Source organism: Streptomyces sp. NPDC016640 (assembly GCF_043076215.1).
Lineage (GTDB): Bacteria > Actinomycetota > Actinomycetes > Streptomycetales > Streptomycetaceae > Streptomyces.
Window position 1 is genome coordinate 611,219 of the sequence record NZ_JBIBRG010000001.1, and the last position, 15,778, is coordinate 626,996.

At 73.4% G+C, this 15,778-nt stretch carries 11 protein-coding genes and 2 pseudogenes; 3 read left to right on the forward strand and 10 right to left on the reverse strand.

Annotated features, from left to right (window positions below):
• Positions 1-6 precede the first annotated feature (6 nt).
• From ACF07S_RS02825 to ACF07S_RS02835, 3 genes and pseudogenes are all read right to left on the reverse strand, one after another.
• Positions 7-537 carry a DoxX family protein gene (locus tag ACF07S_RS02825; protein WP_391973275.1) on the reverse strand — a complete coding sequence of 177 codons (531 nt, stop codon included), beginning with the start codon at positions 535-537 and terminating at the stop codon, positions 7-9.
• Positions 538-679: 142 nt separating this feature from the next.
• A complete protein-coding gene (locus tag ACF07S_RS02830; RefSeq protein ID WP_391961724.1) occupies positions 680-1,957 on the reverse strand; it encodes a hypothetical protein in 1,278 nt (425 codons plus the stop codon).
• A gap of 265 nt (positions 1,958-2,222) precedes the next feature.
• Positions 2,223-2,342, reverse strand: a pseudogene (locus ACF07S_RS02835) (class II aldolase/adducin family protein); the annotation flags it as partial.
• A gap of 190 nt (positions 2,343-2,532) precedes the next feature.
• On the opposite strand from ACF07S_RS02835, the gene ACF07S_RS02840 reads away from it, so the two are divergent.
• Positions 2,533-3,006 carry a pyridoxamine 5'-phosphate oxidase family protein gene (locus ACF07S_RS02840; protein WP_391961725.1) on the forward strand — a complete coding sequence of 158 codons (474 nt, stop codon included), beginning with the start codon at positions 2,533-2,535 and terminating at the stop codon, positions 3,004-3,006.
• 33 nt (positions 3,007-3,039) lie between these two features.
• Here ACF07S_RS02840 and guaA read toward each other — a convergent pair whose 3' ends face one another.
• Complete coding sequence (guaA, locus tag ACF07S_RS02845) at positions 3,040-4,620, reverse strand: glutamine-hydrolyzing GMP synthase (protein ID WP_391961726.1); 1,581 nt, start codon at positions 4,618-4,620, stop codon at positions 3,040-3,042.
• A 378-nt stretch (positions 4,621-4,998) separates the two neighbouring features.
• Between guaA and ACF07S_RS02850 the strand changes: the two genes are divergently transcribed.
• Positions 4,999-5,295: a chorismate mutase gene (locus ACF07S_RS02850; RefSeq protein WP_391961727.1), complete on the forward strand. Its 297-nt coding sequence runs from the start codon at positions 4,999-5,001 to the stop codon at positions 5,293-5,295.
• A 289-nt stretch (positions 5,296-5,584) separates the two neighbouring features.
• Here the strand turns inward: ACF07S_RS02850 and ACF07S_RS02855 are convergent, their stop codons facing one another.
• Positions 5,585-5,779: a hypothetical protein gene (locus ACF07S_RS02855; protein WP_391961728.1), complete on the reverse strand. Its 195-nt coding sequence runs from the start codon at positions 5,777-5,779 to the stop codon at positions 5,585-5,587.
• A 183-nt stretch (positions 5,780-5,962) separates the two neighbouring features.
• On the opposite strand from ACF07S_RS02855, the gene ACF07S_RS02860 reads away from it, so the two are divergent.
• On the forward strand, positions 5,963-7,021 hold the full coding sequence (locus tag ACF07S_RS02860; RefSeq protein ID WP_391973276.1) for a hypothetical protein: 1,059 nt from the start codon (positions 5,963-5,965) through the stop codon (positions 7,019-7,021).
• 150 nt (positions 7,022-7,171) lie between these two features.
• Here ACF07S_RS02860 and ACF07S_RS02865 read toward each other — a convergent pair whose 3' ends face one another.
• From ACF07S_RS02865 to ACF07S_RS02885, 5 genes and pseudogenes are all read right to left on the reverse strand, one after another.
• A complete protein-coding gene (locus ACF07S_RS02865; protein ID WP_391961730.1) occupies positions 7,172-8,989 on the reverse strand; it encodes a GMC oxidoreductase in 1,818 nt (605 codons plus the stop codon).
• Between the two features lie 65 nt (positions 8,990-9,054).
• Positions 9,055-10,668 carry a succinic semialdehyde dehydrogenase gene (locus ACF07S_RS02870; RefSeq protein ID WP_391961731.1) on the reverse strand — a complete coding sequence of 538 codons (1,614 nt, stop codon included), beginning with the start codon at positions 10,666-10,668 and terminating at the stop codon, positions 9,055-9,057.
• 132 nt (positions 10,669-10,800) lie between these two features.
• Positions 10,801-12,474, reverse strand: a complete 1,674-nt coding sequence (locus tag ACF07S_RS02875; protein WP_391973277.1) for a serine/threonine-protein kinase — start codon at positions 12,472-12,474, stop codon at positions 10,801-10,803.
• Between the two features lie 64 nt (positions 12,475-12,538).
• Positions 12,539-14,251, reverse strand: coding sequence for a serine/threonine-protein kinase (locus ACF07S_RS02880; protein WP_391973278.1), 1,713 nt, complete (start codon positions 14,249-14,251; stop codon positions 12,539-12,541).
• Between the two features lie 108 nt (positions 14,252-14,359).
• Positions 14,360-15,739 (reverse strand): annotated as a pseudogene (locus tag ACF07S_RS02885) (serine/threonine-protein kinase); the annotation flags it as partial.
• Positions 15,740-15,778 lie beyond the last annotated feature (39 nt).

Consider the following 15,778-nt stretch of genomic DNA (forward strand, 5'->3'; position numbering starts at 1 on the left):
GACGGTCTACCGGTACTGCCCCGTCCGCTGCCGCCGCCGCGCACGAAGGGCGGCGTCCACGGACAACAGCGGGGCCCCGGCCAGCACCAGCGGGATCCAGCCCATGAGGTACGGGAGGTCATTGCCGTAGTAGTAGGGATCGGCGGCCCAGCTCACGGTCAGCCACAGGCTGAGGGAGATCAGCGCACCGCCCAGGGCGGCCGGCCGGGCGAGCAGACCGAGCAGGGTCCCGATTCCGACGGCCAGCTCCCCGAAGGCGATGGCGTAACCGAATCCGACCGGGTTCTCCAACGCCAGGTCGACCAGTGCGGGAACGGCGGAGGAATCGCGAACGCCCCGCATCAGGTCACCGATCGACCCGGCCCCGGAGTCCTTCAGGAACGCGCTGTCCGTGAGTTTGTCGAGGCCGGCGTAGAGGAAGGTGACCCCGAGGAAGATCCGCAGCGGCAGCAGGGCGTAGCGGCCGGCGGTGCCCCGCCACCCGTCGTCGCCGCCGGAGTGCGGGGAGTACCTGTCCGCACGCATACCGTGAGTCATCGCTGCCTGCCACCTCTCACCGCGGTACCGGCACTCCCCGACAGGACCATACGTACGGCAGTCGGGCCCGGCTCAATCCTGCCGCCGGGGTATTTCTTCGGGACCGCGTCGGCACACGCGCGGGTTTCGGCCGTGGCGCCGCCTACTCCGTCACGTCGATCGCATACCGGTTCGTCTCCACCCCCGCCGCGGTGACGACCTGCACCTCGACCCGCCCCGGCTCCACGTCCGCCGGCACCGGCACCGTCAGCAGAGCGTCCGTCGGGTTGTCGAACCCGCCCGTCACCGGAACCAACGGCACATGCACATGCACCGCTCCCACGCGGACCACCATCCGCGACAGCCGGTCGGCCCCCTGCGCCCCGGCCGGCACGAACCCGGCCCCGCGGATCTCGATGTCGTCGCCGGTCCGGATGGGCGCGTCCAGATCACCGGGCTCCCGCGCCCGCACCACCGACAGGATCACCGGGCGCCCGCCCTCGGCGTACTTCCCCGCGAGATACGTCGCCGCCGACACCAGCACCACCACCGCGAGTCCCCACGGCAGATCCGGCAGCTGGTCCGGCCGCCGCGCCAGCCGCACCGCCGCGAACGCCAGGGCGACGCCGCTGATCACGACGTACTGGATGTCGGCGAAACTCCCCCGGCCCGCGTCGTCGGTCAGCAGGTCCGCCGCCCTGGGCCGGTACGCGCGCACCTTCTGCAGCCGCTGTCCCTGTACCCGCAGCCCGACCACCCGCCGGACCAGCACGGCGATTCCGCACACCACGGCCAGCACGGTCACCACACCGGCGCCGCGGGCGAGTTCGAGGCCGGCGATCAGCGCGTCACGCTCCCGGTTCCCGGACGCGGCCGCCAGCCGTCCCACCAGCACGAGCACCGCGAACGCCAGGAAGAGAACCCAGGACGCGGCCACCGCACGGGACGTGGAGAGGCGGTTGTCCTCCCCGATCACCGGCGCCAACGCGCCGCCGCGCGCCCGGTGGAGCCACGACGCGGCGGTCAGCGCGCCGGCCACCAGCAGCGCGGCCAGCAACCCGGCGGAGCGCGCGGCGGTCCACCCCGCGCCGACCGCCGTGAGCGCCTGCCCGAGGAGCAGCGAGACGACACCCGCCCACACCACGACCGCGGTCCGCCGCCACAGCCGCGCCAGCCACGCCGTGCCCTCGGCCCGGCACCGTTCGGCGACGGCCTCCGCCGCCTGCGTCAGCTCCTCCGACACCCACTGCCGGGAGGCGGAGGCCGAGTGGGCGACGGCGGCCGGCACCCCCTGCCCGGCCGCGAACTCGTCCCGCTTCAGCAGGAACGCGGCGACCGCGCGCCGATGCCCCTCACGCGCCCCGTGCGGACAGTCCCCGCAGGTACAGCCGCCCTCGTGCGCGCCCGCATCCGCGCGCCGCCCCGCCTCCTGCACCGCCACGCCCGAAGCCCGCCTTCCCCACCGTCACACCTTCACGACCACGGCCACCGCCGACGATCACCACGCAACTCCCGCGTGACGACGACGAATTGTGCCCTACCCGGCCCCTTCCCGTCCGGCAGGCCCGGTCAGGTCGAGTGAACTTCGGGGCGTCATGTTGACGGCGCCCCGGAAACACGGCGTCCCGGACCGCCCGCTCCCCCGGCCCGGCTCCGGCCGGCCCGGCGGACGGCCCGGCGGACGGCCCGGCGGATCCGGGCCAGCACAGCAGATCCGGCTCGCTGCGGCCGATGTCCTGCCCCATCGGCCGGTGGTTGATCCACGCCACCAGGTCCCCGCCCGGCTGCTCCCGTGTCGCCGCCGCCCGCCGGTGACCGATGAGGACTCGTGGAAGGCACAGCTCTCCCGGGTGATCGGGCCGAGCAGGTCACCGTCCCGGGCGGCAGTCCTCCTCCTTGAAGAAAGCGGTGCGGGAGGGGACGGGCGGGACGACGGGGCCCGCGCCCGCTGCTCCATCCGGAGGGCGGGACGGATACCCGACACAAGATGTCCGGTATCCGCGCCACACTCGGTCCATGGAGATGAACTGGGAGGCCTTCACCGCGGCCGAGCCCGATCTGGCGAAGACCGTCGAGGAGCGCTTCGGCGCGTACACCCACCACGTCCTCGCGACCCTGCGCAAGGACGGCTCACCGCGCACCACCGGCCTGGAGGTGCGGTTCCTGAACGGCGAGCTGTGGCTCGGCATGATGCCGCACTCGCTCAAGGCGCTCGACCTGCGCCGCGACCCGCGCTTCGCGCTCCAGGCGAACCCCGGCGAGGGCACGGGGATGGGCGGCGGCGACGTCCGGATCAGCGGGCGGGCGATCGAGGTCGAGGACGCGGGGACCAGGAGCGCGTACGCCGAAGAGGTGGAACCGCCGGAGCCGTTCCACCTCTTCCGCACCGAGCTGACGGAGGTCGTACGGACCCACGTCGAGGACGACGCGTATCTCGTCGTCCAGGTCTGGAAGCCCGGAGGGCCGGTGCGTACCCTCAGGCGGACGTGAGGGCCCGCGGACCGGGGACTACCGGACCGGGGACTACTCCCACTCGATGGTGCCCGGCGGCTTGGAGGTGACGTCGAGGACGACGCGGTTGACGTCGCGCACCTCGTTGGTGATGCGGGTCGAGATCTTCGCGAGGACGTCGTACGGCAGCCGCGACCAGTCGGCGGTCATGGCGTCCTCGGACGAGACGGGCCGCAGGACGATCGGGTGGCCGTAGGTCCGGCCGTCGCCCTGGACACCCACGGAGCGCACGTCGGCGAGCAGGACGACCGGGCACTGCCAGATGTCCCGGTCGAGACCGGCCGCGGTCAGCTCCGCGCGGGCGATGGCGTCGGCGTCGCGGAGCAGGTCGAGCCGCTCCTTGGTCACCTCGCCGACGATGCGGATGCCGAGGCCCGGGCCGGGGAACGGCTGGCGGTGGACGATCTCCTCGGGCAGGCCGAGCTCCTGGCCGACCATCCGGACCTCGTCCTTGAACAGCTTGCGCAGCGGCTCGATCAGCTTGAACTCGAGGTCCTCGGGGAGCCCGCCCACGTTGTGGTGGGACTTGATGTTGGCGGTGCCGGTGCCGCCGCCGGACTCGACGACGTCCGGGTAGAGGGTGCCCTGCACCAGGAACTCCACCGCCGGGCCCTCGTCCGCGATGATCTCGGCCTGGGCCTGCTCGAAGACCCGGATGAACTCGCGGCCGATGATCTTCCGCTTCTCCTCGGGGTCCGAGACGCCCTTGAGCGCGGTCAGGAACCGCTCCTGCGCGTCCACGACCTTCAGCTGGACGCCGGTCGCGGCCACGAAGTCCTTCTCGACCTGCTCGGTCTCGCCCTTGCGCATCAGGCCGTGGTCGACGTACACGCAGGTCAGCTGGGAGCCGATGGCCTTCTGCACCAGGGCGGCGGCGACGGCGGAGTCGACGCCTCCGGACAGGCCGCAGATGGCGCGCTTGTCGCCGACCAGCTCCCGGATGGCGGTGACCTGCTCGTCGATGACGTTGCCGGTGGTCCAGTCCGGGGTCAGGCCCGCGCCCCGGTACAGGAAGTGCTCCAGCACCTGCTGTCCGTGCGTGGAGTGCATCACCTCGGGGTGGTACTGGACGCCGTAGAGCTTCTTGTCGTCGTTCTCGAAGGCGGCGACCGGGACGACGTCCGTGGAGGCGGTGACGGTGAAGCCCTCGGGGGCGGCGGAGCAGGCGTCGCCGTGCGACATCCAGACCGCCTGCTCGTCCGGGGTGCCCTCGAAGAGGGTGGAGGACGTCCTGGAGACGTGCAGATCCGTACGGCCGTACTCACGCGCACCGGTGTTGTCCACCTGGCCGCCCAGGCTCTGTGCCATGAGCTGGAAGCCGTAGCACATGCCGAAGACGGGGACGCCGGCCTCGAAGAGCTCGCGGTCGAGGCGGGGGGCGCCCTCCTCGTACACGGACGAGGGACCGCCGGAGAGGATGATCGCCGCCGGGTTCTTGGCGAGGATCTCCGCGACCGGCATGGTGCTGGGCACGATCTCGCTGTAGACCCGCGCCTCGCGGACGCGACGGGCGATGAGCTGGGCGTACTGCGCGCCGAAGTCGACGACCAGGACGGTGTCGGGCGCGTGGGCAGCGGGAGACGCTGATGACACGAGGTGCCTTCCGGCGGTGGGGCGGGGGTCTTGTCCCTCCCGATTCTACCGAGACGGTGACGGCGCACGTCCCGGCCGGAGCGGACGGCGGGCGGAGCCGGGCGGAGACACGTGTCCCGCCGGGACCGCGTCTCACCATGTGATCCGTGCGGGAGACGCGCGGACGGCCGGGCATACTGGCCGCATGCTCACGCACCCGACCTTCCTCTTTACCTATGGCAACCGGCCCGCCGGCTGCCATGGTCGTGCTGCTTGAGCAACTGACAAGCGACTTCCCAGGCGCCCCGGGCCGACAAGGTCCGGGGCGCCTGCCGTTTCCATCCGGATCTTGCCGCTCCGGGCACCGCACCCGTCAATCACCCACCGAGGAGCCCCGGCATGACCGCCACCACGACGGAGTCGACCGAGAAGACCGGCGCACGCACCACCGAGGCCGCCGGGCTGATCACCGGTGCCCGCGAGCGGATCGACGCGCTCGACGACCGGATCATCGGCCTGGTGCAGGAACGGATGGCCGTGTCGGCCGTCATCCAGAAGGAGCGGATCGCCTCCGGCGGCCGGCGCGTGAACCTCTCCCGCGAGATGGAGATCCTGGCCCGCTTCAGGGACGCGCTGGGCAAGCCGGGCACCACGCTCGCGATGACCCTGCTGGAGCTGTGCCGGGGGAGGATCTGAATCCGCGTTCGCGGTACCAGGGCCCTGCGGCTCCGCACCGCCGGGCCCTTCACCTGCCGTCGATCCGACGCATGCCGTGGGCCGGACGCATGCCGTCGATCCGACGCATGCCGTCGATCGGACCCGCACCCGAGGCGGCCGGACGCGCCGGCCTCGGGTACGGGGGTCACGACGCCGCACTCCTCGTCGTCCTCGGCCCCCGTCAGCTCCCTGCTGCGGTCGTACGGATCGTGCGCCTTCCCGGACGGCTCGGGACCGGTCCGCCGGTCGGCGAAGAACTGCGGGCGGATCACGCCGTCGCCCTCCCGGCAGCCGTCGTCGGATATCCCGCGTCGCGCTCACCGTCCCGGACGCACTTCTCCCACACGTCGTCCGGGAGGGAGGAGGACTGCGGTCCGGGTTCTTCGGACGGCTGCTCCGGCACGGGATCGCGCACTTCCTCCCGGCGGTGGTAGGCCGCCGAGCGCACGACAGCGGTGATCACCGCTTGATCGTGATCCACCTCACATAAAAATTCCGTGAGATTCAGGACAACCATCCGCAGACGTCGTTGATCGAACCCCCTGAAACACACGGATCACACGGATCACACAGCACACACGCCCCGGACAGCCGGCGCGCCCACTCGTGCCGCACCGCGCGGCACACCGGACTTCCCGAGGTCTTCATGAAGCTTCGCCGTGCCATGGCCACAGCGGCCGCGACGGCCGTCCTGGCACCGCTGGCCCTGCTCTCCGCCCCGGCAGCGTTCGCGAGCAGCGAGGAGCCGTCGAACACGTCGGCGAGCAGCCCCGCAGCCGACGCGAGCAGCCCGGCCGCCGACGCGAGCAGTCCCGCAGCCGACCAGAGCTCCCCCAGCGACGGCTCGAGCACCCCCTCGGAGGGTTCGAGCACCCCCGCCACCGACGAGAGCGGCCCGGGCGAGGACGCGAGCACCCCCGCGTCCGACGAGAGCTCGCCGGCCGCGGACACGAGCTCGCCGGCCGCCTCTCCGTCGCCGAGCGCCACCGAGAGCACCCCGGCGGAGGACGACGCCGAGCTCTGCGTCGACGAGGAGGGCAAGAGCACCGCCGGGCTCAGCGCCGACCTGCGCAGCGGTCTGTCGAGCCTGCCCGACACGATCGTGGCCGGCAGCGGCTGGACGGCGTTCTCGTTCAACGTGTCCAACCGCGGCGACGAGGCGATCAAGGACATCCGGCCGCTGATCGGCGTCGCGGCCATCGGCTGGAACGAGAAGGACTACTCCGGCCAGATCACGGTCCAGGTGTTCGACAAGACCACCGGAACGTGGGACACGCTCGCGGGCACCGCGGGTGAGGGCGGCACGTTCGCCGCGTTCTCGCTCGAGGCCGGCCGGTCGGTCTCGTACCAGCTGCGGTTGAGCGTCAGCGGCAAGGTGCCCGACGCGCTCGGCATCACCGGCGGTTTCGCCGAGTACTCGGACGCCGACGGCTGCTGGCTGGCCGACGACCCGAACGGCTGGATCTACTTCTTCGACGTCCTGGCCGCGGGCGCCGACGCCGGCAAGCCGAACGAGGCGAAGCCGCAGACCGGCGGCATGGCCGAACTCGACGAGGTGAGCGACGTCGAGGTCACCGGCAGCCTCGCCGAGACCGGTGCCGGCTCCGCCCTGCCGATGATCGGGCTGGTGGGCGGCGCCGCCGTCGTGGCCGGTGCCGGCGCGGTGATCGTGGTGCGCCGTCGCAGGGCCGGTGCGGTGGCGTAACGCCGCCGCCGGACGGCGCCGCCCGCGCGGCGCCGCACAGGACAAGGGCGGAGGACCTGAGCTCGGAGGGGGGCACAGGTCCTTCTCCCTTGTCCGGTCACTCTCCTTGTCCGGTCGCTCTTCCCTGTCCGGTCGCTCTTCCCTGTCCGGTCACTTCTTCGGCGGCACCGTCGGTATTCCCAGGAACGGCAGCCTCAGCGCGCCGAACGCGTCCGCCGGGACCGCGGGGGACTTCGGCGCGACCGGCTTCAGCCGCTGGTAGGCCGCTCCCTGCCGCGGGCGCGGATCGGCCTCACCCTTGTTGGGCCAGTACGACATCGCCCGTTCGGCCTGTGCCGTGATGGTCAGCGAGGGGTTGACGCCCAGGTTCGCCGAGACCGCCGCCCCGTCCACGACCGAGATGCCGGGGTGGCCGTAGAGGCGGTGGTACGGGTCGATCACACCGGTCTCGCGGGAGGCGCCGATCGGGCAGCCGCCCAGGAAGTGGGCGGTCAGCGGCATCCCCGTCAGCTCCCCGACGTTGGAGCCGGCGAAGCCGTTGATCTCGGCCGCCAGCGCCGAGGCGCTGTCCGTGGCCGCCTTGATCTGCTTGGGGTTGGGCGCGCCGTGGCCCTGCCGCGCGGTGAGCAGCCCGCGACCGACGCCGGACGGCTTGAGGTACGTGGTCAGGGAGTTGTCCAGCGACTGCATCACCAGGCCAATGATGGTCCGCTCCGACCAGCGCCGGTTGGACAGCGAACGCAGCAGCCGCCAGGGGTGCCGCGCCGCGTTGCCGAACCAGCCCAGCACCCGGGCCGTGCCCGAACCGCCGCCCGCGTACGGCACCTGGAGGATGGACAGTGCGCCCATCGAGTTGGAGCCCTTGCCGTAGCGGACCGGTTCGACGTGGGTGTTCGCGTCGGGGTGGACCGAGGACGTGATGGCCACTCCGCGCGTGAAGTCGGCCTTCGGCGCGCCGGTGGCCCTGCGGTAGCGGCGGTTGTCGGTCTGGGCGCCGACCAGTGCCTCGGAGTTGGTGCGGGTCAGCTCACCCAGCCTGTCCGACAGGTGCGGCAACTGGCCGCCGGCCCGCATGCGGTGCAGCAGCGTCTGGGTGCCGTAGGTGCCGGCGGCCAGCACCACCCGGCGGGCCCGGAAGGTACGGCCCCGGCTCTTGCGGCGGTGGCCGGTCGGCAGCGTGGCGACGGCGTACCCGCCTTGCGCGTCCTCCGTCACCGACACCACCGTCGTCATGGGGTGCACCACCGCGCCCGCCTTCTCGGCGAGGTGGAGGTAGTTCTCGTTGAGGGTGTTCTTCGCCCCGTGCCGGCAGCCGGTCATGCACTCGCCGCACTCGGCACAGGCCCGGCGCGCCGGCCCCGCCCCGCCGAAGTACGGATCGGGCACCTCCTGCCCCGGCCGCGCCGTCACCGTTCCGTCGGCGTCCTCGCCGTCCCCGAAGAAGACACCGACCGGGGCCAGGTGGAAGGTGTCGCCCACGCCCATCCGCTCGGCCGCCGCCTTCAGGTGCACGTCCGACGGGGTCATCGTCGGGTTGAGCCGCACGCCGAGCATGCGCCGCGCCTGGTCGTAGTACGGCGCCAGCTCCTCCTGCCAGTCGGTGATCTCCCCCCACTGCGGGTCCTCGAAGAAGGGCGCGGGCGGTACGTAGAGGGTGTTGGCGTAGTTCAGGGAGCCGCCGCCGACGCCCGCCCCGGCCAGGACCATGACGTTGCCCAGCAGATGGATGCGCTGGATGCCGTACATGCCGAGCCTGGGCGCCCACAGGTAGTTCCTCAGGTCCCAGGAGTTCTTCGGCAGGGACTCGCGGGTGAAGCGGCGGCCGGCCTCCAGGACGCCGACGCGATGGCCCTTCTCCGTCAGCCGGAGCGCCGAGACCGAGCCGCCGAAGCCCGAGCCGACGACGATGACGTCGTAGTCGTACGCGCCGTCGTCGTCCGGCTCCCGGGCGGAGTTCTCCTGTGACACGTGCTCTCCTCGTCGAAAGCGGTGGTACCCGTGCTGGGCGGTGCCTGTGTGGGGTGGCCGCTGTCTCAGCGGAAACGGAACGCCTTCATCAGGCGCAGGCTCCGGTTCATGAACGCCGCGTACTTCTCGTCGTCCATGCCGAACGCGGGGGCCAGCGGCAGCAGCCGCTGGTGGGCGACGGTCTGGGCCTCGGTGTACTTGAGGATGCCCTCGGAGCCGTGGCGGCGGCCGAGCCCGGAGTCCTTCATGCCGCCCATCGGCGACTGGACGCTGCCGTACGCGGGCGCGTACCCCTCGTTGATGTTGACCGTGCCGGTGCGCAGCCGCGCGGCGACCTCGCGGCCGCGCCGGGCGTCCTTCGTCCAGACCGAGGAGTTCAGTCCGTACGGCGTGGCGTTGGCACGCTCGACCGCCTCCTCGTCGGACGAGAAGCGGTAGACGGAGACGACCGGGCCGAAGGTCTCCTCCGAGCAGATGCTCATCGAGGGCTCGACACCGTCGAGGACGGTCGGCTCGTAGAAGTAGGGGCCGATGTCCGGACGGGCCGTGCCGCCCGCGAGCACGGTGGCGCCCTTGGCGACGGCGTCCTCGACGTGCCGGGTGACGGCGTCCAGCTGGCGTTCGCCGACCAGGGAGCCCATGTCGGCGCCGTAGGCCAGGGAGGTGCCGAGGCGGAGCGCCTTCGTGCGGGCGGTGAAGCGCTCCAGGAAGGCGTCCGCGACCGCCTCGTGGACGTACAGCCGCTCGATGGAGATGCACAGCTGGCCCGCGGAGGAGAAGCAGGCGCGCACGGCGCCCGCGGCGGCCTTGTCGAGGTCGGCGTCCTCCAGCACCAGCATGGCGTTCTTGCCGCCGAGTTCGAGGGAGACGCCGACCAGCCGGGCGGCGGCGCCCCGGGCGACCTCGCGGCCGGTGCGGGTGGAACCGGTGAACGAGACGTAGTCGGCGTGCCTGACGACCTCGGGGCCGACCACCGGGCCCTCGCCGAGCACGACCTGGAAGACGTCGGCGGGCAGTCCGGCCTCGATGAGCAGGTCACGGGCCCACAGCGCGGTGAGGCAGGTCTCCGTGTCGGGCTTCATCACGACCGCGTTGCCCGCGACGAACGCGGGGAGCGCGTCACCGACGGAGAGTTCGAGGGGGTAGTTCCACGGGGCGATCTGGCCGACGACACCGCGCGGGTGACGCAGTTCGGTGACCTTCGTCAGCGCCGGTATGGCGCCCGCGTGCCGCTTGGGCCGCAGATACGCGGCGGCCCGGCGGCCGTAGTGGCGGGCGGCGACGGCGACGGACTGCACCTCCTCGTGGGCGTGCAGCCGGGCCTTGCCGGTCTCCAGCTGGATCAGGTCGAGCACCTCGGCCTGCCGCTCCAGCACCAGGTCGTGGAAGCGGAGCAGCACGGCGGCGCGCTCCCGGACCGGGATCCTGGCCCATACGGCCTGGGCGGCGCGGGCCGCCTCGAAGGCCCTCGCCACGTCCTTGGGGGTCGACTCGGGCAGGTCGGCCAGCTTCTCGCCGGTGAACGGCGTGTGGCTGGCGGTCCGGCCGGAGCCGGCCACGCCCTTGGTCAGCAGCGCGACCAGTTCCGGCGTGACCACGTCGGCGGCGGTGCGGGCGCCCGCCGGGGCGGGGGCGAGGGGGTTGGTGCCGGTGGTTTCCCGGGTCTGCGCGTCCGTCATGAGGCGCAGGGTATGCCCGGGCGGGCACTTTGTGTACCCGTCGGTAACAGATTCGCGCGCCGCTCACACGACGCCAGCGATCACTGGCAACGAACCTCCTGATCAGGGCGTTGACACGGAGATGCCGACGGTTCACCACGGTCCGATCTCGAGGCGGTCCCGGGCGCCCCGGAACACCGCTTCGCCCTGCTTCTCCGGCGGGGCGCCCCTGGGCATGTCGACACGCAGTTCGTACATCGCGCCCTCGTCGGTACGGATCACCAGCCGCAGGGCGCGGCCGGGGGTGCCGTCCGCGCTGCCGTCCGGGCCCCAGGCCGTGTCGGCCAGCACGGCCTCGTGGCCCTGGAAGCCGGTGCGGGTGTACCGGGTGCGCGCGTCCCCGGCGCGGCCGTCCCGGGCGGCGTGATCCTCCTTCGCCCGGGCCATCGGGGAGCCGGGGGCCGTGTCCCACCGGGTGAGGCGGACGCGGATGCCGCCGTCGGACGCGTAGACCACGAGCCGGGTGCCGTCCTCCGCGCCGCCCTCGCGGGCCGCCTCCTGGTATCCGGGCGGGAGGAAGAGGACGGCGTCCATGGCGGATTCGCGGTGCGCGGTCCAGGCGGCGGTCGTGGGAGCGGTGGGCTCCTCGGCCGCTGCGGTGGCGTCCCGTCCGGCGGCCGAGGTGGCGGACCAGGCGCCGCCCGCGACGAGGAGCGCCCCCAGGGCGGCCAAGGGCGCACGGCGGCGGAGGCGGTGCGGGAGCGGGGCGGGCGGTACCGGTTCCGGTTCCGGTTCCGGCATGCGCGTACGCCCGGGCTCCTCGGCGGGGTCCGGGCCGGCGGGCTCCTCGGCGGGGTCCGGGCCGGCGGGGCTCGGCTCGGGCGGGTCCGGCCGTAACGTAGGGGTGTCGTCCGGCGTGGACTCCCTCACCGCGACGGCCTCGTGGCTCGCCGCCTCCAGCGCCCCGGCCACCTCCTCCGCGCCGGGGCGCTCGGCGGGGTCCTCCGTCAACAGGCGTGAGAGCAGCGGTCCGAGCGCTCCGGCCTGTTTCGGCTCGGGCGGATCCTCGGAGGTGACGATCGCGGCGGGAGCGGGCTCCGGGACCGTACGGCGGAATGGGGGCCGTCCCTCGACGGCGGTGTACAGCAGGACGCCCAGGGACCACAGGTCGGAGGCGGGTCCGGCGGTACGGCCGGATCTCCGCTCGGGGGCGACGTACTCCGGCGGGTCGCCGAACTCCCCGCCGGACGCCACGGATTCGTCCCCCGGGCCGTGGGCGATGCCGAAGTCGGTGAGGACCACGCGCCGGTGCGGTCCGAGCAGCACGTTGGCGGGTTTCACCTCGCGGTGCACGATGCCGACGGAGTGCGCGGCGCGCAGGGCGCCGAGGACGGCGAGCCCGATCCGGGCCGCCTCGGCGGGCGGGAGGGGCCCGCGCTCCAGCACCTCGCGCAGGGACTCGCCGCGGACGAACTCCATGACGATCCACGGCAGTCCGCTCGTCCCGTCCACCGCCTCCACACCGTCCGCCCGCACCGCCCCGTCGTCCTCCTCGACGACGACGTCGAGGATGGAGAGGGCGGACGGGTGCTCGACACGGGCGGCGGCACGGGCCTCGCGGTGGAGCCGCCGGACGGCCCTGCGACGGCTCTCGTCCCCCGGTTCACCGGGCAACCTCGGTTCCCTGAGGGCGACTTCGCGCTGCACGAACTCGTCCAGCGCCCGCCAGACCGTACCCGTGCCACCGGAGCCGACGCGCTCGGTCAACCGGTACCGCCCACCGACCAGCCGCCCCTGGACGCCCCTCGGGCCACCGTCGTAGCTCATGCCCCATCAGTACCGTGCGGGCCGCGCCGTTGTCGACGTACGACGCCGTGTCCGGTCGGCCGGTTCAGAGCTTGTGGACGTCCCACGACTCGAAGACCGTGCGGGCGATCTCCCGGCCGTCCCCGGCGAAGTAGCCCTTGCCCGGGTACACGACCCACAGGCGGTACATGTCGCCGTCCCCGTTCCGGTAGTACCTGACCTGCGCCTCGCGCACCAGCGGTACCGGCCCGTCGCTCGTGGTGTAGACGATGGTGTTGGCGGCCGCCTCGCGGTCCTTGTAGGTGGTCTCACGGGGCCGGCCCGTGGGCGCCGGCGTGTCGGCGATCCCCCAGCTGTACTCACCGTCCTTGAGTTCGTCCCACTCCGCGAAGGCCCGCTCCGGCGCCGAGGCCGGGATCGCGCCCTCCTCGTCCTCGGCCTCGAGGTCGCGGTCGGCCTCGATCCGGACCAGTCCGCTCGGGTCGGTGAAGGAGGCGACGGTCCCGTCGGAGTCCTCGGCGGGCTCGTCCCTCACGAACCCCTCGGGCACCGCGAGGGCCACCCCCACCCGCTGCCCGAGGTCGTGCCGCTTCCAGCCGTCCGGCAGCGGACCCGCGAACGGGTCCGCGACCACCAGGTACGCCGCCACCGCTCCCGCGACCACCGCCGCTCCCAGCCCGATCAGCGTCCTGCGGCCGAGCCGGACGCCCTTGCCCGCGGAGTCCGCGACGGGGAGCCGGCCGACCTGGGTGGGCTGCGGGGCGGGCGGGTTCGCGGCCGTCTCCAGCACGGCGCGGACCTGCGCGGCGTTCGGACGGCGCGCCGGGTCCTTCTCCAGCAGGCCGGTGATGATCCCCGCCAGTTGTCCGTGCGCGGAGGCGGGCGGCGCCGGCACGGCGTTGAGGACGGACTGGAGGGTGGCGGGGGTGTTGCTGCGCCGGAACGGAGAGACGCCCTCCGTCGCCGCGTACAGCACCACGCCGAGCGACCACAGGTCGGACGCGGGACCGGGGCGCTGCCCCAGCACCCGCTCCGGGGCGATGTACTCGGGCGAACCGACGAAGCCGCCGGTGTCGGTCAGGTCGGTCTCGCCCTCCGTCCGGGCGATGCCGAAGTCGGTGAGCACCACCCGGTCGTACCGGCCGAGCAGCACGTTGTCCGGTTTCACGTCCCGGTGCAGGATGCCCGCCGCGTGCGCGGCCTCCAGCGCGCCGAGCACCTCCAGGCCGACGCGGGCCGCCTCGCGGGCGGAGAGGGTGCCCTCCTCCTGCAGCACGGCGCCCAGCGAACGGCCCCGGACCAGCTCCATCACGATCCACGGCTGACCGTCCACCACCGCGACGTCGTGGACGTCGACCACCGCGGGGTGGTCGAGCCGGGCGGCGGCACGGGCCTCGCGACGCATCCGCTCGAACACGTTGGAACGTTCGCGTTCGGAAAGGTGGTCCGGGACGCGGGGCTCCTTGACGGCGACCTCGCGGTCCACCGTCTCGTCCTTGGCCCGCCACACGGTGCCCATCCCGCCGTGCCCGAGCTTGGCGATCAGCCGGTACCGGCCGGCGATCAGCCGACCGGCGCCGGGGTCGCGGTCGGGGGCGTCGTCGCGCACGTGGTGCTGCGCCTGCCGCGGTGCCGGGGGCCGCGCGGGGCCCTGCGGCTGCGGAGGGACCACCCGGACCGGTGCCGCGTACGGGTTGCCGGGGTGCGGGACGGCCGCGGGCGGGTTCGGGTTCGGCGGTTGCAGACCAAAACTGGTGGGCTCGTCGGCCCCGTGGTGGGCTCCCCCGTCGCTGCTCATGGTTCATCCATATCGCGCCAGGCACCGGTACATCCACTGCGGACGGGGACCGGTCACAGACCCGTGACCCTCGCCGTGGCTTATCTCCCTTTTATCGGGCTATGCGGCCGGGGACGAAGCGCCGGTATCCGGCTGTGCGGCCGGAGACGAGGCGCCGGGCCCCGTGCGAGCGGTCGCCGCAGGACCCGGCGCACCGGGAGCCGTCGCCGCGGAAGTGGTCGCCACGGGAGCCGTCGCCGTGGGAGTGGTCGCCGTGGGAGCCGTCGCCGTGGAGCCCGGGGCCGACGGGAGCGGCCGCCGTGGAGTGGTGGCCGTGGGAGGGGGCGCGGGCGCGCCGGTCCCGGCGGGCGTCTCGCTCGCGGGCGTCTCCGGCGCCGTACTCGTCGGCGAACCGCCCCCGTCGCCGTCCCGGTCCCCCACCAGCAGCGCCGCGGCGGACACGCCCGCTCCCGCCATCGCGGCGACGGCCAGCGCGGCCACGAGCGCGCCCCTCGAGGGCTGGCGGCGGACGGGACGCGCCGTGGGGGAGCCCGACAGCCCCCCGCCTGCTTCCTCGCGCCGCGGCGAGGGCCGCCGGCGGGGCGCCTCCCAGTCCGGCGGCAGCAGGTCGAGGGGCGCCGACTCCGGCGTACGGCCCGTCTCGCGGAACGCCCGCAGCATCCGTTCGGCCCGGTCGGCGTCCAGCCGGCGGTCGGGGTCGCGCTCCAGCAGCCCGCGCACCACGGGCAGGATCGGCCCGGCCTGCGCGGGCGGCCGGATCTCGTCCACCACGACGGCGTGCAGGACTCCGCCGAGGGAGTCGCGCCGGAACGGCGACTCACCGCTGAGCGCCGTGCACAGCAGGGCACCCAGCGACCACAGGTCGGACTCCGGTCCGGTCCGCGCGCCGGACATCCGCTCGGGGGCGGTGTACTCGGGCGAGCCGACGAAGGAGCCGATCTCGGTGAGCGTGGTGGAACCCGGCACCTGGGCGATACCGAAGTCGGTGAGCACGACCCGGTCGGTGCCGTTCTCCAGCAGGACGTTGGCGGGCTTGAGGTCCCGGTGCAGCACACCGGCCGTGTGGGCGGCGCGCAGCGCGCCGAGCAGGTCGATGCCGATCCGCGCGGCCTCCGGCGCGTCGACCGGGCCCCGCTCGGCGACGAGGTCGGCGAGGGACGACCCGTCGATCAGCTCCAGGACGATGTACGGGCGTTCGTCGTCCTCGACGACGTCGTGGACGACGATGATGTGCGGGTGGCTCAACTGGGCCAGGGCGCGGGCCTCGCGCAGGGTGCGGTCCCGTTGCCGCCGGGCCTCCGCGGCGGACAGCGTCTCGTCGACGGGGAGCTCCTTGACGGCGACGCCCCGGCCGAGCAACAGGTCGGTGGCCCGCCAGACCACGGCCATGCCGCCGCGCCCGATCCTCTCCTCCAGACGGTAACGGCCCGCGACGACACGGGCGTTGTGCCCTGCGGCCCCGCTCCCGGGCTCCCCCTCGGTCACCATGCGTCCATCATGCCCCACCGGATGTATCCGCTCCGGTAC

Excerpts from the sequence above, each read along its gene's own strand:
- ACF07S_RS02825 (WP_391973275.1), bottom strand. The coding sequence starts at position 537 with ATGACTCACGGTATGCGTGCGGACAGGTACTCCCCGCACTCCGGCGGC.
- ACF07S_RS02840 (WP_391961725.1), top strand. The coding sequence starts at position 2,533 with ATGGAGATGAACTGGGAGGCCTTCACCGCGGCCGAGCCCGATCTGGCG.
- ACF07S_RS02850 (WP_391961727.1), top strand. The coding sequence starts at position 4,999 with ATGACCGCCACCACGACGGAGTCGACCGAGAAGACCGGCGCACGCACC.
- ACF07S_RS02860 (WP_391973276.1), top strand. The coding sequence starts at position 5,963 with ATGAAGCTTCGCCGTGCCATGGCCACAGCGGCCGCGACGGCCGTCCTG.
- ACF07S_RS02870 (WP_391961731.1), bottom strand. The coding sequence starts at position 10,668 with ATGACGGACGCGCAGACCCGGGAAACCACCGGCACCAACCCCCTCGCC.
- ACF07S_RS02875 (WP_391973277.1), bottom strand. The coding sequence starts at position 12,474 with ATGAGCTACGACGGTGGCCCGAGGGGCGTCCAGGGGCGGCTGGTCGGT.
- ACF07S_RS02880 (WP_391973278.1), bottom strand. The coding sequence starts at position 14,251 with ATGAGCAGCGACGGGGGAGCCCACCACGGGGCCGACGAGCCCACCAGT.